The organism is Pseudoxanthomonas sp. JC1303 (assembly GCF_058448525.1).
In genome coordinates this window covers 26,751-50,730 of sequence record NZ_CP185958.1, presented here as the reverse complement: position 1 = coordinate 50,730, position 23,980 = coordinate 26,751, and the positions used below count along the sequence as shown (strand labels likewise).

General features: G+C 68.8%; 25 protein-coding genes, 5 tRNA genes and 1 pseudogene. 20 read left to right on the top strand and 11 right to left on the bottom strand.

Annotated features, from left to right (window positions below):
• Nucleotides 1–79: 79 nt before the first annotated feature.
• The 3 genes from ACORQU_RS00245 to ACORQU_RS00235 all read right to left on the bottom strand — a co-directional run bounded on the left by ACORQU_RS00245 (nucleotide 80) and on the right by ACORQU_RS00235 (nucleotide 1,905).
• The gene (locus ACORQU_RS00245) at nucleotides 80–562 is read right to left on the bottom strand and encodes an FKBP-type peptidyl-prolyl cis-trans isomerase (RefSeq protein ID WP_271645368.1); all 483 of its coding nucleotides are present in this window, start codon (nucleotides 560–562) and stop codon (nucleotides 80–82) included.
• A gap of 152 nt (nucleotides 563–714) precedes the next feature.
• Nucleotides 715–870: a hypothetical protein gene (locus ACORQU_RS00240; RefSeq protein WP_491642718.1), complete on the bottom strand. Its 156-nt coding sequence runs from the start codon at nucleotides 868–870 to the stop codon at nucleotides 715–717.
• A gap of 75 nt (nucleotides 871–945) precedes the next feature.
• Nucleotides 946–1,905 (bottom strand): cation diffusion facilitator family transporter, encoded by a 960-nt coding sequence (locus ACORQU_RS00235; protein ID WP_491642717.1) that lies wholly within the window; start codon nucleotides 1,903–1,905, stop codon nucleotides 946–948.
• A 164-nt stretch (nucleotides 1,906–2,069) separates the two neighbouring features.
• On the opposite strand from ACORQU_RS00235, the gene ACORQU_RS00230 reads away from it, so the two are divergent.
• Nucleotides 2,070–2,408, top strand: a complete 339-nt coding sequence (locus ACORQU_RS00230) for a zinc ribbon domain-containing protein YjdM (RefSeq protein ID WP_271645371.1) — start codon at nucleotides 2,070–2,072, stop codon at nucleotides 2,406–2,408.
• Nucleotides 2,409–2,427: 19 nt separating this feature from the next.
• Here ACORQU_RS00230 and ACORQU_RS00225 read toward each other — a convergent pair whose 3' ends face one another.
• On the bottom strand, nucleotides 2,428–3,408 hold the full coding sequence (locus ACORQU_RS00225) for a LysR family transcriptional regulator (protein ID WP_491642716.1): 981 nt from the start codon (nucleotides 3,406–3,408) through the stop codon (nucleotides 2,428–2,430).
• Between the two features lie 47 nt (nucleotides 3,409–3,455).
• Here ACORQU_RS00225 and ACORQU_RS00220 point away from each other — a divergent pair, with 47 nt between their 5' ends.
• The gene (locus ACORQU_RS00220; protein ID WP_491642715.1) at nucleotides 3,456–4,217 is read left to right on the top strand and encodes an SDR family NAD(P)-dependent oxidoreductase; all 762 of its coding nucleotides are present in this window, start codon (nucleotides 3,456–3,458) and stop codon (nucleotides 4,215–4,217) included.
• Between the two features lie 110 nt (nucleotides 4,218–4,327).
• Complete coding sequence (locus ACORQU_RS00215; RefSeq protein WP_271645374.1) at nucleotides 4,328–5,353, top strand: LacI family DNA-binding transcriptional regulator; 1,026 nt, start codon at nucleotides 4,328–4,330, stop codon at nucleotides 5,351–5,353.
• 225 nt (nucleotides 5,354–5,578) lie between these two features.
• On the opposite strand, the gene ACORQU_RS00210 is transcribed toward ACORQU_RS00215, so the two are convergent.
• The 4 genes from ACORQU_RS00210 to ACORQU_RS00195 all read right to left on the bottom strand — a co-directional run bounded on the left by ACORQU_RS00210 (nucleotide 5,579) and on the right by ACORQU_RS00195 (nucleotide 8,084).
• A complete protein-coding gene (locus tag ACORQU_RS00210) occupies nucleotides 5,579–5,761 on the bottom strand; it encodes a hypothetical protein (RefSeq protein WP_271648729.1) in 183 nt (60 codons plus the stop codon).
• A gap of 16 nt (nucleotides 5,762–5,777) precedes the next feature.
• On the bottom strand, nucleotides 5,778–6,110 hold the full coding sequence (locus ACORQU_RS00205) for a YkgJ family cysteine cluster protein (protein WP_491642714.1): 333 nt from the start codon (nucleotides 6,108–6,110) through the stop codon (nucleotides 5,778–5,780).
• Complete coding sequence (locus ACORQU_RS00200) at nucleotides 6,107–6,769, bottom strand: class I SAM-dependent methyltransferase (RefSeq protein ID WP_271645376.1); 663 nt, start codon at nucleotides 6,767–6,769, stop codon at nucleotides 6,107–6,109. Before ACORQU_RS00200 ends, ACORQU_RS00205 begins: the two co-directional genes overlap by 4 nt.
• 208 nt (nucleotides 6,770–6,977) lie before the next feature.
• Nucleotides 6,978–8,084, bottom strand: coding sequence for an alkene reductase (locus ACORQU_RS00195; protein ID WP_491642713.1), 1,107 nt, complete (start codon nucleotides 8,082–8,084; stop codon nucleotides 6,978–6,980).
• A 181-nt stretch (nucleotides 8,085–8,265) separates the two neighbouring features.
• On the opposite strand from ACORQU_RS00195, the gene ACORQU_RS00190 reads away from it, so the two are divergent.
• From ACORQU_RS00190 to ACORQU_RS00180, 3 genes are all read left to right on the top strand, one after another.
• Nucleotides 8,266–8,607, top strand: coding sequence for a RidA family protein (locus ACORQU_RS00190; RefSeq protein WP_271645378.1), 342 nt, complete (start codon nucleotides 8,266–8,268; stop codon nucleotides 8,605–8,607).
• A gap of 73 nt (nucleotides 8,608–8,680) precedes the next feature.
• The gene (locus ACORQU_RS00185) at nucleotides 8,681–8,845 is read left to right on the top strand and encodes a DUF2256 domain-containing protein (RefSeq protein ID WP_491642712.1); all 165 of its coding nucleotides are present in this window, start codon (nucleotides 8,681–8,683) and stop codon (nucleotides 8,843–8,845) included.
• Between the two features lie 27 nt (nucleotides 8,846–8,872).
• Nucleotides 8,873–9,430 (top strand): 2'-5' RNA ligase family protein, encoded by a 558-nt coding sequence (locus ACORQU_RS00180; RefSeq protein ID WP_491642711.1) that lies wholly within the window; start codon nucleotides 8,873–8,875, stop codon nucleotides 9,428–9,430.
• Here the strand turns inward: ACORQU_RS00180 and ACORQU_RS00175 are convergent.
• The gene (locus ACORQU_RS00175; RefSeq protein WP_491642710.1) at nucleotides 9,427–10,656 is read right to left on the bottom strand and encodes a TCR/Tet family MFS transporter; all 1,230 of its coding nucleotides are present in this window, start codon (nucleotides 10,654–10,656) and stop codon (nucleotides 9,427–9,429) included. The two genes, ACORQU_RS00180 and ACORQU_RS00175, sit on opposite strands and share 4 nt — an antisense overlap.
• 189 nt (nucleotides 10,657–10,845) lie before the next feature.
• Between ACORQU_RS00175 and ACORQU_RS00170 the strand changes: the two are divergent.
• The 13 genes and pseudogenes from ACORQU_RS00170 to ACORQU_RS00110 all read left to right on the top strand — a co-directional run bounded on the left by ACORQU_RS00170 (nucleotide 10,846) and on the right by ACORQU_RS00110 (nucleotide 22,669).
• Nucleotides 10,846–13,416, top strand: a pseudogene (locus ACORQU_RS00170) (DNA internalization-related competence protein ComEC/Rec2).
• Nucleotides 13,316–13,909: a MotA/TolQ/ExbB proton channel family protein gene (locus ACORQU_RS00165; protein WP_491642709.1), complete on the top strand. Its 594-nt coding sequence runs from the start codon at nucleotides 13,316–13,318 to the stop codon at nucleotides 13,907–13,909. Before ACORQU_RS00170 ends, ACORQU_RS00165 begins: the two are co-directional and overlap by 101 nt.
• Nucleotides 13,910–13,916: 7 nt before the next feature.
• The gene (locus ACORQU_RS00160) at nucleotides 13,917–14,339 is read left to right on the top strand and encodes an ExbD/TolR family protein (RefSeq protein WP_491642707.1); all 423 of its coding nucleotides are present in this window, start codon (nucleotides 13,917–13,919) and stop codon (nucleotides 14,337–14,339) included.
• A complete protein-coding gene (gene msbA / locus ACORQU_RS00155) occupies nucleotides 14,336–16,090 on the top strand; it encodes a lipid A export permease/ATP-binding protein MsbA (RefSeq protein WP_491642706.1) in 1,755 nt (584 codons plus the stop codon). The genes ACORQU_RS00160 and msbA overlap by 4 nt, the downstream gene beginning before the upstream one ends.
• Entirely contained in the window at nucleotides 16,087–17,100 is a 1,014-nt protein-coding gene (gene lpxK, locus ACORQU_RS00150) for a tetraacyldisaccharide 4'-kinase (RefSeq protein WP_491642705.1), read from the top strand. The genes msbA and lpxK overlap by 4 nt, the downstream gene beginning before the upstream one ends.
• 112 nt (nucleotides 17,101–17,212) lie before the next feature.
• Nucleotides 17,213–17,992: a 3-deoxy-manno-octulosonate cytidylyltransferase gene (gene kdsB / locus ACORQU_RS00145; protein ID WP_491642704.1), complete on the top strand. Its 780-nt coding sequence runs from the start codon at nucleotides 17,213–17,215 to the stop codon at nucleotides 17,990–17,992.
• Nucleotides 17,993–18,120: 128 nt separating this feature from the next.
• Nucleotides 18,121–19,542: a hypothetical protein gene (locus ACORQU_RS00140; RefSeq protein WP_491642703.1), complete on the top strand. Its 1,422-nt coding sequence runs from the start codon at nucleotides 18,121–18,123 to the stop codon at nucleotides 19,540–19,542.
• Complete coding sequence (uvrC, locus tag ACORQU_RS00135; protein ID WP_491642702.1) at nucleotides 19,539–21,416, top strand: excinuclease ABC subunit UvrC; 1,878 nt, start codon at nucleotides 19,539–19,541, stop codon at nucleotides 21,414–21,416. The genes ACORQU_RS00140 and uvrC overlap by 4 nt, the downstream gene beginning before the upstream one ends.
• Nucleotides 21,413–22,057 (top strand): CDP-diacylglycerol--glycerol-3-phosphate 3-phosphatidyltransferase, encoded by a 645-nt coding sequence (gene pgsA, locus ACORQU_RS00130; protein ID WP_271645388.1) that lies wholly within the window; start codon nucleotides 21,413–21,415, stop codon nucleotides 22,055–22,057. The genes uvrC and pgsA overlap by 4 nt, the downstream gene beginning before the upstream one ends.
• Nucleotides 22,048–22,123, top strand: a tRNA-Gly gene (locus ACORQU_RS00125). The genes pgsA and ACORQU_RS00125 overlap by 10 nt, the downstream gene beginning before the upstream one ends.
• Before the next feature lie 106 nt (nucleotides 22,124–22,229).
• A tRNA-Cys gene (locus tag ACORQU_RS00120) sits at nucleotides 22,230–22,303 on the top strand.
• A gap of 43 nt (nucleotides 22,304–22,346) precedes the next feature.
• A tRNA-Gly gene (locus ACORQU_RS00115) sits at nucleotides 22,347–22,422 on the top strand.
• Nucleotides 22,423–22,582: 160 nt separating this feature from the next.
• Nucleotides 22,583–22,669: transfer RNA gene (locus ACORQU_RS00110), tRNA-Leu, on the top strand.
• A 267-nt stretch (nucleotides 22,670–22,936) separates the two neighbouring features.
• On the opposite strand, the gene ACORQU_RS00105 is transcribed toward ACORQU_RS00110, so the two are convergent.
• Nucleotides 22,937–23,068: a hypothetical protein gene (locus ACORQU_RS00105; protein WP_271645389.1), complete on the bottom strand. Its 132-nt coding sequence runs from the start codon at nucleotides 23,066–23,068 to the stop codon at nucleotides 22,937–22,939.
• Between the two features lie 519 nt (nucleotides 23,069–23,587).
• Nucleotides 23,588–23,851: a hypothetical protein gene (locus tag ACORQU_RS00100; protein ID WP_491642701.1), complete on the bottom strand. Its 264-nt coding sequence runs from the start codon at nucleotides 23,849–23,851 to the stop codon at nucleotides 23,588–23,590.
• 40 nt (nucleotides 23,852–23,891) lie between these two features.
• Between ACORQU_RS00100 and ACORQU_RS00095 the strand changes: the two genes are divergently transcribed.
• A tRNA-Val gene (locus ACORQU_RS00095) sits at nucleotides 23,892–23,966 on the top strand.
• Nucleotides 23,967–23,980: the final 14 nt, after the last annotated feature.

Below are 23,980 nucleotides of genomic sequence, written 5' to 3'. Positions count from 1 at the left end.
CCTGCATACGAAAACGCCCCGGGGGCATCCCGGGGCGTTCGACATCAGCGGTCGCGACCGCGACCGGCCACGCTGGGCGTCAGGCGTGCGCGCCGTCGGCGCCGTGCACGTGGCCGTGGTTGAGCTCTTCGGTGGTCGGTTCACGCACATCGGCCACTTCCACGGCGAAGTGCAGGTTGCGGCCGGCCAGGGGGTGGTTGCCGTCGATCGTGACCTGATTTTCGCCGACCTCGGTGACCATGACGACCATCGGACCACGCTCGCTGCGGGCCTCGAACTGCATGCCCGGGACCACGCTGGCGCCCTCGGGGAAGGCGGTCTTGGCAACCTGTTGGACCAGCTGCTCGTGACGCGGGCCATAGGCTTTCTCCGGCGGCACATCGGCCTGCACGGTGTCGCCCTGCTGCTTGCCGGTGAGCGCCTGCTCCAGGCCCGGCACGATGTTGCCGGCGCCGTGCAGATAGCTCAGCGGGGCTTCGGGCGTGGAGCGATCGATGACCACGCCGTCGTCGTCGGTCAGGGTGTAATGAATGGTGGCGACACGACCGTCCATGATTTCCATGGGAAACCTCCGTAGTTGAGAAAAAGGGAGTTGAAGCGATACGCCGGCAGAATTCACGGCGAAGATGCGAGTTGCCTTATCTACCCTAGGGAAAAGCGGCGCGCGATACAACCTCGGGGCCCGCCGGGGCGGGCTTCTGGGGCAGGTGCGATTCAGCCGTGTTCCGGCGAATCGTCCGGATAGACCTCGGCAATCGGGCATCGGGCACTTCGCGTTGAACGCTGAGCGCGCCACGCGCGATTTCGGGCGCGTTCTCCGCTGCCGCCATCGCTCACCCGCAGCGCGTCACCCGGATTGCCGTAGATCATGCCGATGTATCAATCCTTCGATGCGGCTCGGTGTGCGGCGTGTCGCGTCGCGGGGCTTCGGTGGTCAAGCGCGGCCTAATGCGGTTGGTTTGCCTCGGCCAGGACCGCGCGCCTGGCTTGGAAGACCTCGGGTGTCTGCGGCTTGACGAACAGCGCCTTCAGCTCTGGATATTGGCGCTTGACCGCGTCCTCGATGCGGGTGATGCAGGCCTCGATCTGCTGGGTATTGCGTGCATCCTCGAATTCGCAGCTGAGCATGGCCACCACCTGGCGGGGGCCCATCTGCATCGTGGTCACGCCGTTGGCGCCGCGCACGTCGGCATCGGCGGTGGCCAGTTCCAGGATGGTGCTGGCGACCTTGGGATGGGCCGGCTCGCCGACCAGCAAGCCCTTGGTTTCGCGGGCCAGCAGGAAGGCCGCGGTGGCCAGGACCGCGGCGATGCCCAGCGATGCCACGCCATCGAGCACCGGCATCTCCAGCAACTGCGCGGCCAGCAGGCCGGCCAGGGCGAAGCCCAGTCCCAGCAGCGCGGCACTGTCCTCCAGCAGCACGGTGAAGGTGGACGGGTCCTTGCTGCGACGGAAGGCTTCGAAATAACCCTGCTTGCCCTTGGTGCGGCGGAACTCGCGCAGGGCCAGGTACCACGAGGTGCCCTCGAACAGGATCGACACGCCCAGCACGATGTAGCTCATCAGATGGCTCTTGGCCGGCTCCGGATGGCGGATGTGGCTGATGCCCTCGTAAGCAGACACGCCCGCACCGGCGGCGAAGACCAGCAGCGCCACGATGAAGCTCCAGAAGTACAGCTCGCGCCCATAGCCGAACGGATGCGTGGTGTCCGGGGCTTTCTCCGCGCGGTGCAGCCCGTAGAGCAGCAGCAGCTCGTTGGTGGTGTCCACCAGCGAGTGCACGCCTTCGCTGAGCATGGCCGAGCTGCCGGAAATGCCGGCCGCGATGAACTTGGCGATGGCGATGGCGAGGTTGCCGACCAGGGCGGCATAGACGACAAGGCGCGAGCCGGAGGGTTTGGCCATGGGGCGGAGGATTGGGAAACGGCGTGGACTGACATCTTGGTCAGCCTGGTGTCCCGGCTGCGTGAGAGATCCGCGTCCGCCGTCCGGAGCCATCGCCTGGCCTTGCCCGAATCGCGTTGTCGTCCGCGTACAATCGCGCGCCCTGCTTTGAAATGCTGCTTCTGATGCCGACCAACGCCTGCCCGCAATGCACGCTGGATAACACCTACCCCGATGGCGCACTGTGGATCTGCGCCGACTGCGGATTCGAATGGACGGCCGAGGCGTCCGAGTCAGCGGACACCGCACAGCTGGTGCGCGACGCCAACGGCAACGTGCTCAATGCCGGCGACACGGTCACGGTGATCAAGGATCTCAAGGTCAAGGGATCCTCGATCCCGCTCAAGCAGGGCACGGTGATCCGCAACATCCGCCTGGTCGAAGACGATGTCGAACACATCGAAGGCCATTCGGACAAGATCAAGGGCCTGGTGCTGAAGACCTGTTTCCTGCGCAAGGCATAGGACGCACCTCAGGCCGGTCTCAGCGCGGGACCGGCATGGGCTCCAGGTGCGGGGTCGCCACGCCGGCCAGCCAGTCCATGAAGGCAGCGACCCGGCGCGGCAGGTGTCGCCGTCGCGGATATAGCAGGGTCAGTGGCATGGGCTCGGCGGGGGCGTCGGGCAGGATTTCCACCAGTTCCCCGGAGGCCAGCAGCTGGCGCACGCCCATGGCCGGCGGCTGGATGATGCCGAAGCCAGCCAGTGCCGCGGCCACATAGGCATCGCCGCTGTTGACGGTGATCGGGCCGGGCAAGGCGCGCGTGACATAGGCGCTGCCATCGAAATACTCCAAGCCTGGCGAGCGTTGGCCCAGCGTGCCGACGTAGTGCACCAGCCGATGGCCCTCCAGCTCATCCGCCGTGTGCGGCGTGCCATGCCGGGCCAGGTAGGCTGGGCTGGCGCAGGTGACGACGGGCATCATCCCCAGCGGACGCGCGACCAATGAACTGTCAGCCACCGTGCCCGCGCGCAGGACGCAGTCGAAGCCTTCGCGGACCACGTCGACCAGACGGTCGGTGCTGCTGATCTCCACTTCCAGCAGCGGATGTTCGGCGAGGAATTCGGGCAGGCGCGGCAGCACATAGCCGCACGCCACGCCGCCGGACATGTCCACCCGCAGCCGGCCTTTAAGCTGGCGCGCCTGGCGGAACATGCCGTGCAGTTCGTCCATGTCGTCGGCCAGGTCGCGACTGCGCTGGTAGAAGACCTCGCCGTCGGCGGTCAGTTGCACCCGGCGCGTGGTCCGGTGCAGCAACTGGGTGCCCAGGCTGGCCTCCAGCCGGGCCACCGCAGTGGACACGCTGGCCTTGGGCAGGCCAAGTGAATCGGCGGCACGGGTGAACCCGCCCAGCTCGGCCACGCGCTGGAAGATGCGCAAGGTTTCCAGCGAATCCATGGACTGTTCGCAAATAATGAACGGTGAAATCAGAATTGCGCGATTTGTGCGCAACTTCAAGCGCAATAGTCTCAGTGCACCGGGCAATCGCCCTTCGCGACGAGCTTCTGACGATGTTGAACGCACCCACCACCACCCTGATCACCGGCGGCAGCCGCGGCCTGGGCCGCAATGCCGCGCTCGCCCTGGCCGCTGCCGGTGGCGATGTCATCCTGACCTACCACCAGCGCAGCGACGCGGCCGACGAAGTGGTGGCCCAGCTCCAGGCACTGGGCCGCAACGCGGCCGCGCTGCGCCTGGATGTGGCCGACGCCACCTCCTTCCCGGCCTTCGCCGGGCAGGTGAAGGATGTCCTGGCCGGCTGGGGACGCGACCGTCTCGACGCCCTGGTCAACAATGCCGGCACCAGCCTGCATGCCTCGATCGCCGACACGACCCAGGCGCAGTTCGACGAGGTCGTCGCCGTGCACCTGAAGGCGCCTTTCTTCCTCACCCAGGCGCTGCTGCCGCTGATCGCCGAGGGCGGCCGCATCCTCAACGTGTCCAGCGGGCTGGCGCGTTTCGCGCTGCCGGGCAGTTCGGCCTACGCGATGATGAAAGGCGGCATCGAGGTCTTCACCCGCTACCTTGCGCGCGAGCTGGGCGAGCGCGGCATCAGTGCCAACACCCTGGCCCCGGGCGCGATCGAGACCGATTTTTCCGGCGGCATGGTCCGCGACAACCCGCAGGTCAATGCCATGGTGGGGCAGAACACCGCGCTGGGCCGGGCCGGCAAGCCGGACGACATCGGGCCGGTGGTGCTGGCCCTGCTGTCGCCGAAGACGCACTGGGTCAACGGCCAGCGCGTGGAGGCGTCGGGCGGCATGTTTCTCTGAGCGACCTCCAAACCCGCAGGGCAGTCCCGGAGCGTTGCAGGTTCCGGGCTGCACGTTGCGTGCGCGACACGGCACACTAGCGCCCCTCCGTTCAGCGTGAGGCCGAGGCGATGTCGCGCAACAAGCCTAATTTCCAACAGATCGCCGAACTGGCCGGCGTCAGTCCCAGTACCGTGGACCGCGTGCTCAACGACCGTGGCGGCGTGTCCGAAGCGCGCCGCAAGAAGGTGCTCGAAGCCGCGCGCAAGCTGGGGACCGGGCGGGTGTTGCCCAGCGCGGTGCGCGGCTCGATGCATTTCGACATCATCCGCACCAAGGCCGAGAACGAGTTCTCGCGTCGCATGGAGCTGGCCTTGCAGCGCGTGGCCAGCATGCTGGGCAAGGACATCGTCCTGCACCGCAGTGTGTGGGCTTCCGAGGACCAGAGCGCGCTGGTGCGCTTCATCACCCGTCCGCGCCATCGCCGGCATGGGTTGATCATGGTGGCCGGCGATACCCCCGAGGTGCGTGGCGCGCTGGAAACGGCGGTGTCCAACGGCATGCCGGCGGTGTTGATGGTCAATAACCTGCCGGACCTGGCCCAGGCCGTCCCCTACGTGGGCGTGGACAATCGCGCGGCCGGCGCGACCGCGGCGTTGCTGATGGGGCGTTTCCTACGCCGTCAGGGGCGGGTGCTGATGCTCACCGGATCCGCCAATTTCCAGCCCTACCGCGAGCGTTCCGAGGGTTTCATGCAGGTCATGGACCGGGACTTCCCCGGGTTGGAGCTGATCGGACCGATCGACATGCGCGACGACGACGCGCTGGCCGAGGCGACCGTGCGCGGCGCCCTGCGGGGCGAAACACCGCTGGTAGGCCTGTATGGCAATGGCCAGGGCACCTTGGGGGCCGATCGGGCCATGGGGCGCCTGCGTCCGGGCGAGCGGCCCATCTGGATCACCCATGAGTCCACGCCGCAGCACGATGCCCTGCTCAACGCCGGCCGCATCCACATCCTGATCGACCAGGATCCGGAGACGCAGGCCCTGCATGGCATGCAGCACCTGCTCCACGCCAACCATGACGGTCCGGCGCCAGCGGTGGCGCAGACCCGCTTCCACATCATCACCTCGGAAAACATGCCCGCGCTGGGCTGACGCTTTCCCCTAGGCTTCCGCAAGGTGAGCACGCCTAAGCCGTGGCGCGGATGTTCGGCAAGCGCCGCCAGGGCAGCGCGGCTGCGTGTCGCCGCCGCGCTTGGCCCGGCGCTGCAGGTGCATCGGTCTTGGCATGGCCCAGGCGCGCATCCACGTGGGCGAGTGGCAAAAAAGACAAAGGCCGCGAAAGCGGCCCTTGTTGTCATGGGGTCGAAACGACGGCGGTCAGTTGGTGCCTTCCTGTCCGTCGACCTTCTTCAACACGCGGGTGTTGCCGAGCACTTCCACGCGGCCACCGGCCTTGCGGAACGCTTCCAGGTCGGCCTGCAGCCGCTCGTGGGTGAGCGCGCCGCCCTTTTCGCCGGACTTGTTCTTGGCCATGGTCATCTTCGAGCTGGTACGGGCCATTTTTAGATCTCCTGATTCAGTACATCGTCAAAGGGATGCCGCGACGCAGCTGGTCATGGTGGACCTGCCGCACATCGCGACAATAGGGGGCGCCCATCACGAAGCGGCGACAGACATCGGGCCGCGACGCGTAGATGGAGCACCCCATCTCGGGGTCGACCGCCACGCACCAGCCCTCTTCGTCGCGGGCCATGACGTGCAGTCCGTCTTGGGTGTAGTCGGTCAGGTGGGAGGGCACCCGGTCGTCCGGGTCCAGGACCACGGTCAGCCGGCAACAGATCGCATCACAGCCCCCGCACTGCACGCTGGGGTCCACGTCGCTGCCGTCCTGCGTCTTGCTGCAGCTCATGCGGTGCCCACCAGGCCACGCGCGTAGACCAGCAGCTGTGCCAGTCGGGCGCCACCCTTGCCCGAGGGCAGGCGCGGCGTGGCCAGCTGGAAGCCGTGACTGGCCAGTTCGCGGGTGAAGACCCCGGCATGGCCACGACCGGGGTCGCTGATGATGATCTCGCAGGCCGGCCGCGCCAGGGTGGGCAGCAGCGCGGCCAGGGCCAGCGCGGGCCCGCGCTCGTAGAGCACATCGCCGCCGATAATCAGGTCGAAGCGTCCCATGCTCTGGCTGCCGGTCAACCAGTCCAGGCGCCGGTAGGCGACGGCATCCAGGCCGTTGAGGGCGGCGTTGTAGGCCAGGAACACTTCGGCCAGCGGGTGGTGATCGCTGGCGACCACGTCGGCGCCGCGTGCGCGCAGCACCAGGCTGGCAAGGCCAAGGCCGCAGCCCAGTTCCAGCACGCGCTTGCCGGCGACAGCGTAGCTGGCCATCGCCTGGGCCAGCAGTTCGCCCGCCGGCCAGACGTGGCCGAACAGGCTCCACTGCGCCGAAGAGATGCCGGCGGTCTCGGCCAGCGCATCGGGATCTGCGAATTGCTGCAGATCGCTCAAGGCGCGGATACGGAGATGCTGGTCGCCGAAGTCATAGTGGGAAATGAGGGTCTGATAGCCCGACACGGGCGCTCCCGAGGGTCGCCGTTGGCGTGCACGCCAACGAACCGGAGGAAAGAGAGCGAGAGACGGGCGCCGAAGGTGGCCGGACGAAACGCGCGCGAAGCAGCGTGGAACCTGCGCGAGTGTATCACGTCGTGTTCCACGCCGGCTTCACCGCGCCTGAATCGGGCCATGCCCAGGCATGACGCGATGCGCCGGTGACCGCAAGGGCTCAGGCGTTGGCCGTTTCGGGCAGGGCGGGGTAGTCGATGTAGCCCGCGGCGCCACCGCCATACAGGGTCTGCTGGTTGAAATCGGCCAGTGGCGCGTCGCGGCGCAGGCGCTCGACCAGGTCCGGGTTGGCGATGAACGGCCGTCCGAACGCCACCGCGTCGGCCTTGCCGGCTTCCAGCGCGGCCACGGCCATGGCCTTGTCGTAGCCGTTGTTGACGATCCACGGGCCACTGAATTTCGCCTTCAGCGCGGCGTAGTCGAAGGCGATGTTGTCGCGCGGGCCGCCGGTGGCCCCTTCGATCACGTGCACGAACGCCAGCCCACCGATGGCCTCCAGGCGCTCGACCGCGCGCTCGAACAGGGGCTGCGGGTTGGAATCGTGCGCGTCGTTAACCGGGGTCACGGGCGAGAGCCGCACGCCCGTGCGTCCGGCGCCGATCTCGCCAGCCACCGCCTGCACGACCTCGGCCAGCAGGCGAGTACGGGCCTCGATGTTGCCGCCGTATTCGTCGGTGCGCTGGTTGCTGCCATCGCGCATGAACTGGTCGATCAGGTAGCCGTTGGCGGCATGCACCTCTACGCCGTCGAAGCCGGCCCCGATCGCGTTGCGTGCGGCGATGCGATAGTCAGCGATCAGGCCGGGAATCTCGTCCAGGCGCAGCGCCCGCGGTTCGGACACATCCTCCATGCCGTTGGCGGTGAAGGTCTGGGCCTTGGCACGCAGGGCGCTGGGCGCCACCGGCACCTGGCCCTCGGGCAGCAGGCTGACGTGGGAGATGCGCCCCACGTGCCAGAGCTGCAGCACGATCTTGCCGCCCGCGGCGTGGACCGCCTCGGTGATGGCCTTCCAGCCGGTGACCTGGGCCTCGCTATAGATGCCGGGCGTGTCCAGGTAGCCCTGGCCCAGCGGATTGATCTGGGTGGCCTCGGCGATGATCAGCCCGGCGCTGGCGCGCTGACGGTAATAGTCGATGGCCAGCGGGGTGGGCACGCGCCCTTCGATGGCGCGGTCGCGGGTCAGCGGGGCCATCACCACGCGGTTGCCCAGGTCGATGTCGCCCAGTCGGGTGGGAGAGAACAGGATGTTGTCGTCGGTCTGGTTCACGGGTGTGCTCGCGTCAAAAGATGTTGCGATGGTGCCCCGGCGAGTGTTGCCATTCAGTGCATCGGCCCGTGCGCGGCTGGAACGCAGCATCCAGCCGCCGGTCTTTAGCGCGCAGGTGCTTGGCAGCGGGCCGGCGCGCCGGTAGCGTGGCGCGCCCACCCTCCCTCAGCAGAGTCGCCCCATGATCCAGCGTTTCGATACCGGCCCACGCATGTCCGAGATGACCGTCCACAACGGCGTGGCCTATCTGGCCGGGCAGATCGCCGAGGCCGGTGGCGACATCGGCGCGCAGACCCGCGAGGTGCTGGGGCACATCGACGCACTGCTGGCCCAGGCCGGCACGGACAAGTCCAAGGTGCTGCGCGCCGAGATCTTCATGGCCGACCTGACCGAGTTCGCCGGCATGAATGCCGAGTGGGAAGCCTGGGTCGTGCCGGGCCACACCCCGGCCCGCGCCACCGTGCAGGCCCAACTGGCCGATCCCAGCTGGAAGGTCGAGATCCTCATCACCGCGGCGGTCTGAGATCAATGCGATGCCCCGCCTGACGCCCTCGCGCCGCCTGCGGACCCCGCCGTCCGCCGAGCGCGTCTAGGCCGTGCCGCGCGGCGTCGCCAAGGCCGATCTGCCGCGCAAGCGTTGCCTGGTGTGCGGGCGGGACTTCACCTGGCGCAAGAAGTGGGCCCGCGACTGGGAGCAGGTGGTGTACTGCTCCGATGCCTGTCGCCGGGGGACGCCGCGCCAGACTGGCGTCAAGCGCTGACCCTCAACAACCCGGGATATCGACCCCATGCAGGACGATCTGTTCGCCAGGCCTGCCGCGCCTCCCCCCAGCCTGTTCTTCGCGTTGCTGCCATCCGAGGGCGACCAGGCCGTGCTGGATGAGGCCCTGCGTCTGCACGCCGACCGCTTCGGCCCCTCGCGGCCGATCACGGCGGCCAAGCGGCACGTGACCCTGCTGTACCTGGGCCAGCCGCTGGACGAACAGATCCCCTCGCTGGTGCAGGGCGCGCAGCGTGCGCTGGAAGCCCTGGTGTGCGACCCCTTCGTCCTGACGTTGGACCAGGTGGGGGTCTTTGGCCGCAACGCGCTGGTGCTGGCAGCCTCGCAGACCCCGCCGGCGCTCGCGCAGCTGGATGCCCGCCTGCGCGAGGCCGCCCTGCGCCAGCGCCTGCAACGAGTCAAGGCGCCGGCGCTGCACCCGCATCTGACCCTGGCCCACAATGACGGGCGCCGCGCGCCGGTGGAGCCGTGTGCGCCGGTGCGTCTGGCCTTCGATGCGTTCGTGTTGCTGCGTGGCGGCGTGCCCGACGCCTACCAGGAACTGGGGCGCTGGTCGCTGGGTTAGGCCTGACGGCGCGCGCTGCGATCGGCCATCAGCGCCAACAGCGCGGCCGCGCCCAGCACCCCGGCGGCGATCAGCAGCGCAGTGCCGATGAAGGGAATCCGCGCCTGCGGCCCGACCGAAGCCGAATACACCGCACCGAAGAACACCGGTGAGACCACGCCGGCAATGCTGGCCACGCTGTTGTTGGCGCCCTGCAACTGCCCCTGCTCGGACTCGGATACGCGCTGGGTCATCAGCGATTGCAGCGTCGGCATGGCCAGTCCCCATAGCGCGTTGGGAAAGATCGCCGCCACGAACAGCCACCCGGTCGGGGCCAAGCCCATCAGGACCATGCCCACCACGCCGAAGCCCAGCCCGACCACCAGGGTGCGGCGGTCGCCGTAGCGCCGCACCATCGGCGCGGTCAGCGTGCCCTGGACCACCATGTCCAGCGCGCCCACCAGCGCCAGCAGCAGGCCCACCTGCCACGGGCCCCAGCCGTAGCGCGCCGCCGCGTACAGCACGAACACCGCCGAGAACACGTGGTGGGCGAAGTACAGCAGGAAGTTCACCGTCGCCAGCCCGGACAGTTCCCGGTGCGAGCGCAGCAGGCGTAGCGCGCCCAGCGGGTTGGCGCGCGACCAGGCAAAGGCCATGCGCCGCTCGGCCGGCAGGGATTCGGGCAGTACGAACAGTCCATAGCAGAACGCCAGCGCGCTCATCGCCGCCGCCGCCCAGAACGGCGCGCGCGGCGACCACTCGCCCAGCACCCCACCCAGCAGCGGCCCGGCGACAAAGCCGGCGCTGAAGGCCGCACCGATCAGGCCGTAGCCACGCGCCCGGTGTTCGGGCGCGGTGATGTCGGCCATGTACGCGTAGACCGTGGTGAAGCTGGCGGTGGTGATGCCAGAGATGATCCGGCCGGCGGCCAGCCACCACAGGTTGGGCGCCACGGCCATCAGCAGGTAGTCCACGGCCAGGCCGGCGGTGGACATCAGGATCACCGGACGGCGCCCGTAGCGGTCCGACAAGGACCCCACCACCGGCGAGACCAGGAACTGCATCAGCGCCCACAGCGCGACGAACACGCCATTGATCAACCCGGCCCGCGCGCTGGAACCGCTGAACTGTTCGATCAGGTGCGGCAGCACCGGGATGATGATGCCCATGGCCACGATGTCGAGCATCGCGGTGACCAGGATGAAGGCGACGGCGGCCTTGCCGGCACGGAACACGGGGAGGGGCATGGCGCTGGGGATCTCGACGTGGCGACGATCAGGGCGCCGCGCGGGCGCCGATGGTAACGCGCGGCCGCCGACAGGCCGCGGTCCGCGCGGGATTCGGATTTCCCCCACCTCCCAGGTCGCCTCCGGCCGATGGCACCAGGGCAGCGCCCCCGTGATTCTGGTGGCGTCATGGAAGACGGAGCTGCGCGTATGGGCGTGACGCTGGAGGCTGATCGCGGGATTGGGCATGAGCGCCCACGAGCGTGGGGTGGACGGGTCGCGCCGCTGGGCGTGGCAGTGTCCGTCTGCCTGCTGTGCGGCGCTGGCGGCGGCCTGCTGTTGCCCGGCTTGCCCCGCGCGATCTGGCTCTGGTGGGCCGTGGGGTTGGGGGTTGCCGGCTGGTGGCGTGGACGCGGGCTGATGCGCTGCCTTGCGATGGCCGTGCTCGGATTCGGTCTGGCCGGATTGCAGGCGGCCCACGCGTGGCAGGGACGTCTGGCGCAGGCGCAGGAGGGCCACGATCTGGTCCTCAGCGGGCGCGTGGTGGGGCTGCCCACGGTCGAGGCCAGACGGACTCGCTTCGAGTTCCTGGCCGATGCCTGTCCCGGCACCCCACATCCAGGCTGTGGAAGACGGGTGATGCTCTCCTGGTACGACGACTTCGGCGCCACCGCTCCCGGGCCGCGCACCGGCCTGCATGCCGGTGCGCGCTGGCGATTGGTCGCGCGTCTGCGCGCGCCGCGCGGGCTGTCAAACCCGGGCGGCTTCGACAGCGAGCGCACGGCCCTGGCCAATCGTGTCGCGGCCACTGGCTACCTGCGTGAGGTCGCGCTGGCCCGGCGGCTGGCGCCCGCCACGGGCCTGGATGCATGGCGCGAGCGGATGTCCGCACGCATCGATGCGCAGGCGCCCCCCTCGGCGCGGCGCTTCATCCGCGCCCTGGCGCTGGGCGACACCGGCGGGCTGGACGATGCCGACTGGAGCACGCTGCGCGCGGCGGGATTGACCCACCTGATCGCCATCTCCGGCTTCCATGTCGGGCTGGTGGCCGGATTCGGCGCGCTGCTGGCGCTGGGATGCTGGCGCCTGTGGCCGGGACTGGGGCGCGCGCTGCCACGTCCGATCGCCCAGGCCGTGGCAGCGTTGCTGGGCGCCGTCCTCTACGCCGCCCTGTCCGGCTTTTCGCTGCCGACCACGCGGACCGTGCTGATGATTGCGGTCGCGGCGGCCTCGCGCTGCGGGCGGCGACCAGCCAGTGGCGCGCAGTCCCTGGCCCTGGCCGCCATTGCCGTGCTGCTGGTCGATCCGCTCTCGGTGCTGGCGGCTGGCTTCTGGCTGAGCTTTGCCGGCGTGGCCTGGCTGCTGTGGTGCCTGCCGCGCGACGACGCCCCGCTGCTGCGGCAGTTCCTCTCAGCCCAGGGCGTGGCCACGCTTGGCCTGCTGCCGCTGAGCGCGGCGCTGTTCGGCCAGGCCTCGCTGGCCGGGCCGCTGGCCAACCTGGTCGCCATCCCGTGGTGGAGCCTGGTGGTGGTGCCGCTGTCGCTCATCGGGACCGCGCTGGAAGCGGTGCATGCCGGCGCCGGGCAGTGGGCATGGTGGCTGGCCGGGCAGGCATTCGCACCGAGCTGGACTCTGTTCGCGTGGATGGCGCACAGTCGCTTCGCATTGTGGTGGCTGCCGGAGGCGCCGTGGTTCGCGCTGCCACTGGCCCTGCTGGGCGCCTTCTGGATGCTGCTGCCGCGCGGAGTGCCTGGCAAGGTGCTGGCCGCACTGTTGTGGTTGCCCTTGCTGTGGCCGGACACGGGTCGGCCGGCGACGGGCGAGGCGACGCTCACGGTGCTCGATGTGGGGCAGGGCCTGTCGGTGCTGGTCCGCACACGCAGCCACGCATTGCTGTTCGATACCGGGCCGGCGGTGGAGGACGGGTTCGACGCCGGCGAGCGCGTGGTGATCCCGGCCTTGCATGCCAAGGGCATCGCGCGCCTGGACCGGGTGGTGGTCAGCCATGGCGATGCCGACCACGCAGGCGGCCTGGCCGCCGTGCTGCGCGACATGCCGGTGCTGGACGTGTTGGCTCCGGCCGGCGCGCCGGTGCCGCTGCGCACCCGCTGTCGCGCGGGGCGGGCCTGGCATTGGGATGGCGTCGAATTCCGCTTCCTGCATCCCACGCGCGGCTTCCCCTATCTGGGCAACGAGGCCAGCTGCGTGCTGCGCATCCAGACCGCCTACGGCAGCGCGTTGTTGACTGGCGACATCGGTCAGATGATCGAGCGCCGCCTGGTCCGGACCCGGCCGGCCGCGCTGAAGGCGGACGTGGTCGTAGTGGCGCATCACGGCAGCGGTGAGTCGTCCGATCCGGCCTTCGTGCGCGCCTCCGGGGCGCGGTTGGCGCTAGTCTCGGCCGGTTACGACAACCGCTTCGGCCATCCGCAGGCCGCGGTGGTCAAGCGTTGGCGCGATGCAGGCGCCGAGGTCCTGGACACGGCAAACGGCGGTGCGCTGACCGTGTGGCTGGGGCGGCAGGGGCTGGCGGTGCGCGAGCGCCGGCGCTGGAAACGGCGTCTGTGGGACCCGACAGGAGCGGCGCGGTCGCTACGCTATCCTATCGGCTTGCTCTCACACGGCCCCCCGAGCCGAAGGATTGACTGTGCTGGAACTGGTGAAGGCGGGCGGCTGGCCCATGATCCCGCTCTTGCTGCTGGCGGTGCTGGCCCTGGCCATCGTGGTGGAGCGGTTCTGGAGCCTGCGTCGCAAGGAAATCCTGCCGCCGGGCCTGGGTGAGGAAGTCCGCCGCTGGGCGCTGTCGGGCAATCTGGAAGCCTCTCACATCGAGTCGCTGCGCCAGACCTCGCCCCTGGGCGCGCTGCTGGCCGCCGCGCTGGACGTGCGCCATCGCCCGCGCGAGGTGATCCGCGAGCGGGTGGAGGACACCGGGCGCCACCTGGTCCATCGCATGGAGAAGTTCCTCAACACTCTGGGCACGATTGCCGCGGCCGGGCCGCTGCTGGGCCTGCTGGGCACGGTCATCGGCATGATCCAGATGTTCCTGGGCATCCTGGACCACGGCCTGGGCGATGTGAACCAGCTCGCAGGCGGCATCGGCAAGGCCCTGGTCTGCACCGCCACCGGCATGCTGGTGGCCATCCCGGCGCTGATCTTCCACCGCTATTTCCGCGGCCGGATCACCGGTTACGTGATCGAGATGGAACAGCAGGCCATGGCCCTGTCCGACGCGCTGGAAACCCGCAACGCCAGCCAGCACGGACAGGACTGACCCCCGCATGCGTATCCGTGACGACCGCGCCCACGACGAGCCGGAGATCAACCTGGTCCCGCTGATCGACGTGATCCTGGTGCTGATCATCTTCTTCGTGATCACCACCACCTTCGACGCCCGTTCCACCCTGCAGCTGCAGTTGCCGTCGGCCTCGCAACAGCCGGTGGACACGCCGGCCAAGGCGCTGAGCATCCTGATCAATGCCGACGGGCGCTATTTCGTGGGGGACGAGGAAGTGCTGCGGACTGATGTCGATGCGCTCAAGCAGGCCATCAGCCAGTCCGCCGGCACCGATCACAGCCGGCCGGTGCTGCTGCGCGCCGATGCCCGCACCCCGCACCAGGCGGTGGTGACCGCGCTGGACGCGCTGGCGCAGCTGGATTTCAAGCGCATCTCGATCGCTACCGCACCGGAGCCAGGCAAGTGAGTCGGGGCAATCAGGGCAATGCGTGGCAGACCTATCGGCGACTGCTCACGTTCGCTGGCCCCTACAGTGCGTTGCTGGTGGTCGCCTTCATTGCGGCGCTGGTCGAGGCCGCCGGCACCGGTGCGTTCGCCAAGCTGATGGAACCGATCACCAACCGGACCTTCGTGGCCCGCGACATGCGGTCTGCGTTGTTCATGCCGGCGGCCATCCTGGGGCTGTTCCTGGTGCGTGGCATCGCCGGCTACATCACCGACATGTCGATGGGGCGCGCCGCGCGCAGCATTGCGCGTGACCTGCGGGTCAAGGTGTTGGGCAAGTACCTGCGCCTGCCGGGCGCGCGCTTCGATTCAGAGCCGGTGCCGTCGATGCTGGTGCGCCTGGGTTCGGATTCGGACCAGGTCGCGCAGGCTGCAGTGGACGCGCTCAAGACAATGATCCAGCAGGCGCTGCAGGCCATCGCCCTGCTGATCACCATGCTGTGGACCAGTTGGCAGGTGACCATTTCCATCCTGCTGCTGGCCCCGCCGCTGGCCTTCGTGATGAACAAGGTGGCCAAGCGCTACCGTCGGGTGAGCCATCGCATCCAGGAAAGCGGCGCGCAACTGCTGCAGTCGGCCGACCAGACACTCTCCAACCAGCAGGAGGTCAAGGTCTACGGTGCCCGCGACTCGGAGCTCAAGCGCTATCACGCCCTGGCCGACAACAACCTTCGCCTGGCCATGAAGGTGGAATCCACGCGCGGGCTGTCCACGGCGACCGTGCAGATGATGGGCGCGGTGGGCCTGGCTAGCCTGCTGCTGATCGCCAGCTACGAATCCACCGCCGGCCGGCTCAGTGCCGGCGCGTTCTTCACCCTGCTCCTGTCCATGGCCGGCATCATCCCCGCGCTCAAACAACTGACCAACGTGCAGAACGTCCTGCAGCGCGGCGTGGCCTCGGCCGAGCGCCTGTTCTCGGTGCTAGATGCGCCGGATGAAGTCGATACCGGAACCCGCGCGCTGACGCGCGCGCAGGGCACGATCGAATTCCGCGACGTGACCGCGCGCTATCCCGGGCAGGGGCGTCCGGCGCTGGAGCATGTCAGCTTCACCGCGCGCCGCGGCACGGTCACTGCGATCGTCGGACGTTCGGGAAGCGGCAAGTCCAGTCTGATCAAGCTGATTCCGCGCTTCTACGACGCCGAGTCGGGCCAGATCCTGGTGGACGGTGCGCCGGTGGAGGAATATCGGCTGACCGACCTGCGCCGGCAGATCGCGATGGTGGGGCAGCAGGTGATGCTGTTCGACGGCTCGGTGGCCGACAACGTGGCGTATGGCGAAATGAGTGCGTGCGCGCCGCAGGCGCTGGACAAGGCCCTGCGCGACGCGCATGCGATGGAGTTCGTCGAACAACTGCCCGATGGCAAGGACACCCCCATCGGGGTCAAGGGCGGCAAGCTCTCCGGCGGCCAGCGCCAGCGCCTGGCGATTGCCCGCGCGATGCTCAAGGATGCGCCCATCCTGATCCTGGACGAGGCCACCGCGGCGCTGGACAACGAGTCCGAGCGCCTGGTGCAGGACGCGCTGACCCAGCTGATGCCCGACCGCACCACGCTGGTCATCGCCCACCGCCTGTCCACCATTGAGCACGCCGACCAGGTGCTGGTGCTGGACCAGGGCCGCCTGGTCGAGCAGGGCACCCATGCCGAGCTGCTGGCGCAGGGCGGTTTGTACGCGCAGTTGCACGGCGCCCAGTTCCGCGACGCCGAATGAGCAAGGCGTCGAAGACACCGCGGCACTGGTTCGACGGGGCGCCGGTGCCGCCGCTGGCCGGCGCGCTGGAGCCGGTCTATGCCGGTGCCCTGAAGCTGCGTGGCGCGCTGTTCCGCCTGGGCCTGCTGCGCCGTCGGCGTGCCCCGGTCCCGGTGATCGTGGTCGGCAACGTGACCGTGGGCGGCACCGGCAAGACGCCGCTGACCATTGCCCTGGTCGAGCGCCTGCGCCGCGCTGGCTGGACGCCCGGCGTGGCCAGCCGCGGCTATGGGCGTCGCGACGAGCGTACGCCGCGCTGGGTCGAACTGGAGACACCTCCGGAAGATGGCGGGGACGAGCCGGTGCTTGTCGCCCGGCGCACGGGGGTGCGGGTGCGCGTGGACCGCGACCGCGTGGCCGCCGCGCGTGCACTGGCCGCAGCGGGCTGCGACATCGTGGTCTGCGATGACGGGCTGCAGCACACCCGCCTGCGCCGCGATCTGGAGATCGAGGTGATCGATGGCCGCCGCCGCTATGGCAACGGCCGCCTGCTGCCGGCAGGGCCGCTGCGCGAACCGGCCGAGCGCGCCGGGCGCTGCGACTTCCGGGTGGTCAACGGCGGCAGCGCCGGCTTTGGCGAGTGGGGCATGACCTTGCGCTCGGAGCGCGCCCTGCCGATGGTCGGCGGCAAGCCGGTCCAGCTCAGCGCCTTCGGCGGACATCGCGTCCATGCGATCGCGGGCATCGGCAACCCCGGGCGGTTCTTCGACATGCTGCGCGGCTACGGGATCGGCGTGGTGCCGCACGCCTTCGACGACCATCACGCCTACACCGCCGACGACCTGCAGTTCGGTAGCGAATTGCCCTTGCTGATGACCGAGAAGGATGCGGTCAAGTGCGCGGGGATCGCCGGTGACTGGGCCTATAGCGTGCCGGTGGATGCCGAACTGCCCGAGGCGTTCTGGGTAGCCCTGGATGCAAAGCTGGCACCGCTGCGCAAGCCCGGCAGGCCCGAGGCAGCGACGCCCTGATTGCCGCGACGGCCCGCGGCGCGGTCGCGGGCGAACCTTAAACTGCGGCGCCCTGTCGCCGCCGCCATGCCTTGGCGACGCTTTACTTGAGATCCGGCCCCGGAGCCCATGCATGACTGAACCGAACGAAACCTTCGTCGTCGCCATTCCCGCCCGGCACGACGCGTCGCGCTTGCCAGGCAAACCGCTGCGCCTGCTGGGCGGGCGTCCATTGGTGCTGCACGTGGCCGAGCGCGCGCTCCAGGCCGGGGCGCGCGAGGTCTGGGTGGCCACCGATGACGAACGCGTGGCGCGCGCGCTCGACGGCAGTGGCGTGCAGGTGGCGATGACCGCTGCCGACCACGCCTCGGGCAGCGATCGCCTGGCCGAATGCTCGCGCATCGCGGGCTGGTCCGACGAGACCCTGGTGGTCAACCTGCAGGGCGATGAGCCCTTTGCGCCGGTGGCCGGGATCCGTGCCGTGGCGTCCGCGCTGTCGACCAGCGGCCATCCCATGGCCACGCTGGCCACGCCGATCACCGAGGCGGAGCAGGTCTTCGATCCCAACGCGGTCAAGGTGGTCGTGGCCGCCAATGGCGATGCGCTGTATTTCAGTCGCGCGCCGTTGCCCTGGCACCGCGACGGGTTCGCCCACAGCCGCGACGTGCTGCCCGCCTCGGACGCGCCGTTCCTGCGCCATATCGGCATCTATGCCTACCGCGCCGGGTTCCTGCGTTGCTTCACCGCGCTGCCGCCTGGCCGGCTGGAGCGCACCGAGTCGCTGGAACAGCTGCGCGCGCTGGAGGCGGGGTTCCGGATTTCCGTGGCGCTGACACCGGCCGCATTCCCGCCTGGCGTGGATACCCCCGAGGACCTGGAGCGCGCCGAGCGCTACCTCGCAGGGACGGCATGACACAGGGAAGGTATGCCCTGTGATGTGATCCTGATCGCATTGCGCCCGGCTTCACCGGTCGATCGGGCTGAACGGGCGGCGCGGTCGCGACGTCTGTCTAAACAGGGCTCCGGCATAATTGGCAGTACATGACGCCGATCCACGCACCCGACTTTCCTCACGACCTCAAATGGCTCAACGCAGCCCCGACGGCGATCCAGTCGCTGCGTGGCAGCGCGGTGGCCCTGGCTTTCATCGATCCGGCCTCGACCTGGTGCATGCAGCGGCTGGCCAACCTCGTCACGCTCCAGCGCCGCTTCGGCGCGCGCCTGCAGGTCCGGGTGATCGCCGTGCCGCGGTTCGACGCGCATCGCCGGCCAGAGGTGGTGCTCAAGCGCCTGCGCCGCCATGGCGTCAGCCTGCCGGTGGCGCACGATCCGGACTGGCACGCCTGGCAGCGCTTCGGGATCGAGGCCTGGCCGACGGTGGTGGTGATCGATGCGGCGGGGATGATGGTCCAGCGCATTGCTGGGACGCCTGGCACCGGCGTCCTGGAACGTGCGCTGGCCGCGGTCTGCGAGGACCTGGACGAGCCCTTGCAGGACACGCGCCCGCGCGAAACCAATCCCGAGCCGCGCCTGCCGCTGCTGTTCCCGACCGGGCTGGCGGTCACCGCGGATCGGCTCTATGTGGCCGACACCGGGCATCACCAGATCCTGGAGTGCACCCATGCCGGGCGCGTGCTGCGACGCTTCGGCAACGGGACGGCCGATGCACTGGATGGTGGTGCCGAAATCGCCAGTTTCTGCAGGCCCAGCGGGCTGTCGTTGCTGCGCGAGGCGCTGTACGTGGCCGATACCGGCAACCATCTGCTGCGCCGGATCGACCTGCGCAGCGGCACGGTGCACACCGTGCTCGGCAACGGACGTGCCGGCACGCCCGCCGAGGGGCGGCTGTCCAATGTGCACGATGTCTGCCTGCCGTCGCCGACCGCCCTGGTGGCGGGCAATAACCAGCTGCATATCGCGCTGGCCGGCGACAACCGCGTCTGGACCTGGAACCAGACCGACGGCGTGGGCGTGATGGAGTGCCGCGCCGGCTCGGGGCAACTGGGCCAGCGCGATGGCGCCGGTATCCTGGCCAGCTTCTCCCAGCCCACCGGCTTGGCGCTGGTCCAGCAGGCGCTCTACGTCTGCGACACGCTGGGCTCGGCCATTCGCGGCATCCAGTTGCGCGGTGACCTGACCCAGACCCTGGTCGGGCAGGGGCCGTGGGAGTTCGGCGATGCCGATGGTCAGCGTCACCAGGCCCGCCTGCAGGCGCCCGAAGCCATCGCGCTGGATCCCGACGCGCCGCTGCTGTGGATCGCCGATACCGGCAACGGCTGCATCCGCAGCCTGCGCCTGGGCGGCGGCGTGGTGAACAAGGTGCCGCTGGAGCGCGCATTGGCCGGTCCGGCCGGCGTGGCGGCGTTCGGCGGCAAGCTGTGGATCGCCGAGACCGATGCGCATGCGGTGCTGTGCCTGGACGTGGCCAGTGGCGTGTTGAGCCAGGTTCCGATCGAAGAATGAGCCGGGGCGCAGGGCGCAAACCCGAGGACGCGTTCGACGGCAAGGCCTTCGCGGCTGGGCTTGGCACCGTGCCGGGCGTGTACCGCATGTATGCGGCCGATGACACGCTGCTGTACGTCGGCAAGGCGCGCGCGCTGCGCAATCGGGTCGGCAGCTACTTCAACAACGCCCCACGCAACCCGCGCACCATCGCGATGATCGCGCAGATCGCGCGCATGGACGTCACGGTCACCCGCACCGAGGCCGAGGCGCTGCTGCTGGAAAACCAGCTGATCAAGTCGCTGACGCCGCGTTACAACGTGTCCCTGCGCGACGACAAGAGTTATCCGTATGTGCTGCTGACGCGCGAGGACTTCCCGCGCATCGCCCTGCACCGCGGGCCGCGTGCGATCCAGGGCCGCTACTTCGGTCCGTACGCCAGCGCCGGCGCGGTCCGCGACACGCTCAACCTGATGCAGAAGCTGTTCAAGCTGCGCAATTGCGAGGACAGTGTCTTTCGCAACCGTTCGCGGCCCTGCCTGCAGTACCAGATCGGTCGCTGCACCGCGCCCTGCGTGGACCTGGTGAGCGTGCAGGACTACCAGCAGTCGGTGCATCGCGCCTCGCTGTTCCTGGGCGGGCGCAGCGATGAGCTCAGCGACGAGCTGACCGCCGAGATGGAGCGGGCTGCCGAGAAGCTGGAGTTCGAGGAAGCCGCGCGCCTGCGCGACCTGCTCAAGCGCCTGCGCGGCATGCAGTCGCGCCAGTACGTGGATGGCCACGCCGCCGACCTGGATGCCCTGGCGTGCGCGATGCAGGGTAGTACCGCCTGCGTGCTGCTGCTGGCCTTTCGCGACGGTCGCAACCTGGGTACGCGCGCCTTCTATCCGCGCACCAACGGCGAAGAGAGCGCCGAGGAGGTCCTGGCCGCGTTCGTGTCCCAGTACTACGCCGACCAGGTGCCGCCACGCGAGCTGCTGCTGGATCGGGAGATCCCCGAGGCCGAGCTGATCGAGGCGGCCCTGTCCTCGGCGGCGGGGCGCAAGGTGCAGCTCAAATGGAACGTGCGCGGTGAGCGCGCGGGCTATCTCGACCTGGCCCGGCGCAATGCCGAGATCACCCTGGCCACGGAGATGACCAGCCGCAATGCGCAGGCCGCGCGCAGCCAGGCGCTGGCCGAGCTGCTTGGCCTGTCCGAGCCGGCCCAACGCATCGAGTGCTTCGACATCAGCCATACCATGGGCGAGGCCACGGTGGCTTCGTGCGTGGTGTTCGACGACAAGGGCGCGGTGCGCTCGCAGTACCGCCGCTTCAACATCACCGGCATCGAACCGGGGGACGACTACGCGGCCATGCGCCAGGCCATCGAGCGCCGCTTCCGCCGCGCGATGGAGGAGGGCACCGTGCTCCCCGACGTACTGCTGATCGATGGCGGCACCGGTCAGCTGCGGCAGGCACGCGAGGTACTGGCCGACCTGGGCGTGGATGGCATCGCGCTAGTGGGCGTGGCCAAGGGTGTGGAGCGCCGCGCAGGTCACGAGACCCTGATCCTGGACGACGGCCGCGAGGTGAATCCGGGCGCGGCGTCGCCAGCGTTGCAGTTGGTGCAGCAGGTCCGCGACGAGGCGCACCGTTTCGCCATTACCGGCCACCGTGGCAAACGCCAGAAGGCGCGCACCACCAGTAAGCTGGAAGACATCGCCGGCATCGGACCGCGCCGGCGCGCCAGCCTGCTCAAGCATTTCGGCGGACTGGCCGGGCTCAAGGGCGCCGGCGTCGAAGAGATCGCACGGGTGGACGGCGTCAATCATGCCCTGGCCGAACGCATCTACGCTAACCTGCACGGGCTGCCCGAACCGGCGACTCCCTCCGCGCCTGGCCCAGATCGCACATGAAGTTGACTGTACCCACCTGGCTGACACTGCTGCGGATCCTGCTGATCCCGGTGCTGGTCGTGGTGTTCTACCTGCCGTATCGCTGGGCGAGCATCGCTGCGGTGATCATCTTTACCACCGCCGCGGTGACCGACTGGCTGGATGGCTGGATCGCGCGTCGCTGGCACCAGTACTCGGCGTTCGGGGCCTTCCTCGATCCGGTCGCCGACAAGCTGATGGTGGCCGTGTCGTTGTTCCTGATCGTGCAGGGGCATCCCACCCCCTGGATGGCGTTCTGGGCGGCGGTGATCGTCGGCCGTGAGATCGCCGTGTCGGCCCTGCGCGAGTGGATGGCTGAGATCGGCCAGCGCGGCACGGTCAAGGTGGCCTGGATCGGCAAGGTCAAGACCACCGTGCAGATGATCGCCCTGGGCTGCCTGCTGTATTCGGTGCGTCCGGCCAGCCATTCGCTATACAACGTGTGGCTGGCGGTGCCCATCTTCCACATCGGCGACTGGCTGCTGGCGGTCGCTGCGCTGCTCACCCTGTACTCGGGATACCTGTACCTGCGCGCGGCATGGCCGAGCCTGCGAAAAGATGAGCAGGCAGCCGTTGACAGCCGCAAGAAAGACACTACAATTTCGCCTCTCTCGCGGGATTAGCTCAGTTGGTAGAGCGCAACCTTGCCAAGGTTGAGGTCGAGAGTTCGAGTCTCTTATCCCGCTCCAAGTTTCAAAACGTTCCTGTCGTACCTCGTGCTTCAGGAGCGCAGATGAAACCCCCTCGCCGGGGTTTTGTCGTATCGGAAGGTCGAAAGGCCAACCGCGGGTCACCGGCCTGGTGGCAGAGTGGTTATGCAGCGGACTGCAAATCCGTGCACGCCGGTTCGATTCCGACCCAGGCCTCCAGATTCAAGGCGAAGCCCAGGCATCGCTGGCAGTAAAGAAAAACGCGGGATTAGCTCAGTTGGTAGAGCGCAACCTTGCCAAGGTTGAGGTCGAGAGTTCGAGTCTCTTATCCCGCTCCAAGATCAAAGGCCGGCCCCGCCGGTCGATGCGGAAAAGGCCCTGCATGCAGGGCCTTTTTTCGTAGGCGAGGGAGGCTGTCGGGCGAGCGGCAGGCCACTCGCGCGCGTGACGCATGGGCGAGGTGTCGGCTTCCTGCTAGCCTTGCCCGGCTGCCTTCCTGCCCGGATGGCGAAACTGGTAGACGCATCGGACTTAAAATCCGCCGGGAGCAATCCCTTGCCGGTTCGATTCCGGCTCCGGGCACCAAGACGAGGTGGGCGCGACGATGTCGCGGGTCGGCGTTCGTCGGACAGGGAGTGCGGACTGATTTCGCGACAAGGGTGTGAGCGCCCGATGTCGGGACGCGGTCGCTTGGCGCGCCGGTGTCTCCTGCCTCTGCCGGGCTTCGGCTTCTGGCCTCGCGCGAGAGGTGTTCGCCCATTCCCGCCAGGAGGTCGCGGCAGTTCAATCGCCTCTGCCTGGCGGTCCTTGTCGGCGGTAGTGGCCGCCGCAGCGGCGGCCCTTCACTGGGGCTCAGCGCGCCTTGCAGGAGTAAGACGGCGGCTTGGTGCCGTGGTCGCCGTGCCCGCTCGCGTATGCGATGCCGCCGCCCCCCAGCAGCAGGACGGCCAAGGTCAGGATGACTTTAGTGGTGGTCGTAATCACGGAGTGCTCCCCTGGTTGGAAACGATGAAACGTGTTGTGTGTTCGTCTTGTAACGCGAACTGCGTCACGTTTAGGTCAAGGGAATCGCGATTTCTTGCCGAGACGCTTCCCTGATCGCGCGGCAGGCTGCTGGGCGGGTGAGGGGGGCGGGGGGAAGCAGCGGTCCAGATCTGGCGTATCGGCTCGCAAGCGCGACCGTCCGCCAGCTGCCATCCGCCGCGCGACGGACGCGCGTCATGCTTGCCGGCGCCGGGACTTGGGCCTGCGCCAAGCGCCCTGGAGAGAGCGGGATGGGCCATATCGCCGAGCACGCTTGGCCGAACGGGAGATAGCACCACGCAGGTGCGGGCGCGCTCCTTGCCAAACCATGCAAGAGGAGCGGAGCCATTGACGCACCCACGCTCGCCAGACAGCCCCGTGTCCTGGCGAGCGTGGGTGCGTCAAAGGATGTTTGGCTGCTGATCGGGCGCGGCGACGCGCTCCACGTCCGCCATCCGCGGAGGCCGAGGAGGGATTGCGTCAGCACGCATGCTGCACCGTGGGTCCGCAGCGCGCATGCGCGATGGGCAGATCGAAGCGCTGTTTCGCATGGGTCTGGAGGCGAACCTGGTGCCGGCCGGCGGTAGAACACGACCGAACTGGGCGGCGTCGCGGGCCATCCGACGCGGTGATGACCTCCATCGGATAAAGCACGCCTCCCTCCGGTGAGGTGTCGAGGCAGGGTGTTCCGGCGTGCGATGCGGTGCTGCAAAAAAACGGTTTGACCGAATCGAACAGGGCCATTACTATTTGCGCCCCGATCGGGCCTGAGGGTCTGCATCGCGGGCGGTTAGCTCAGCGGTAGAGCATTGCCTTCACACGGCAAGGGTCGCAGGTTCGATCCCTGCACCGCCCACCAAGCATCAATGAAAA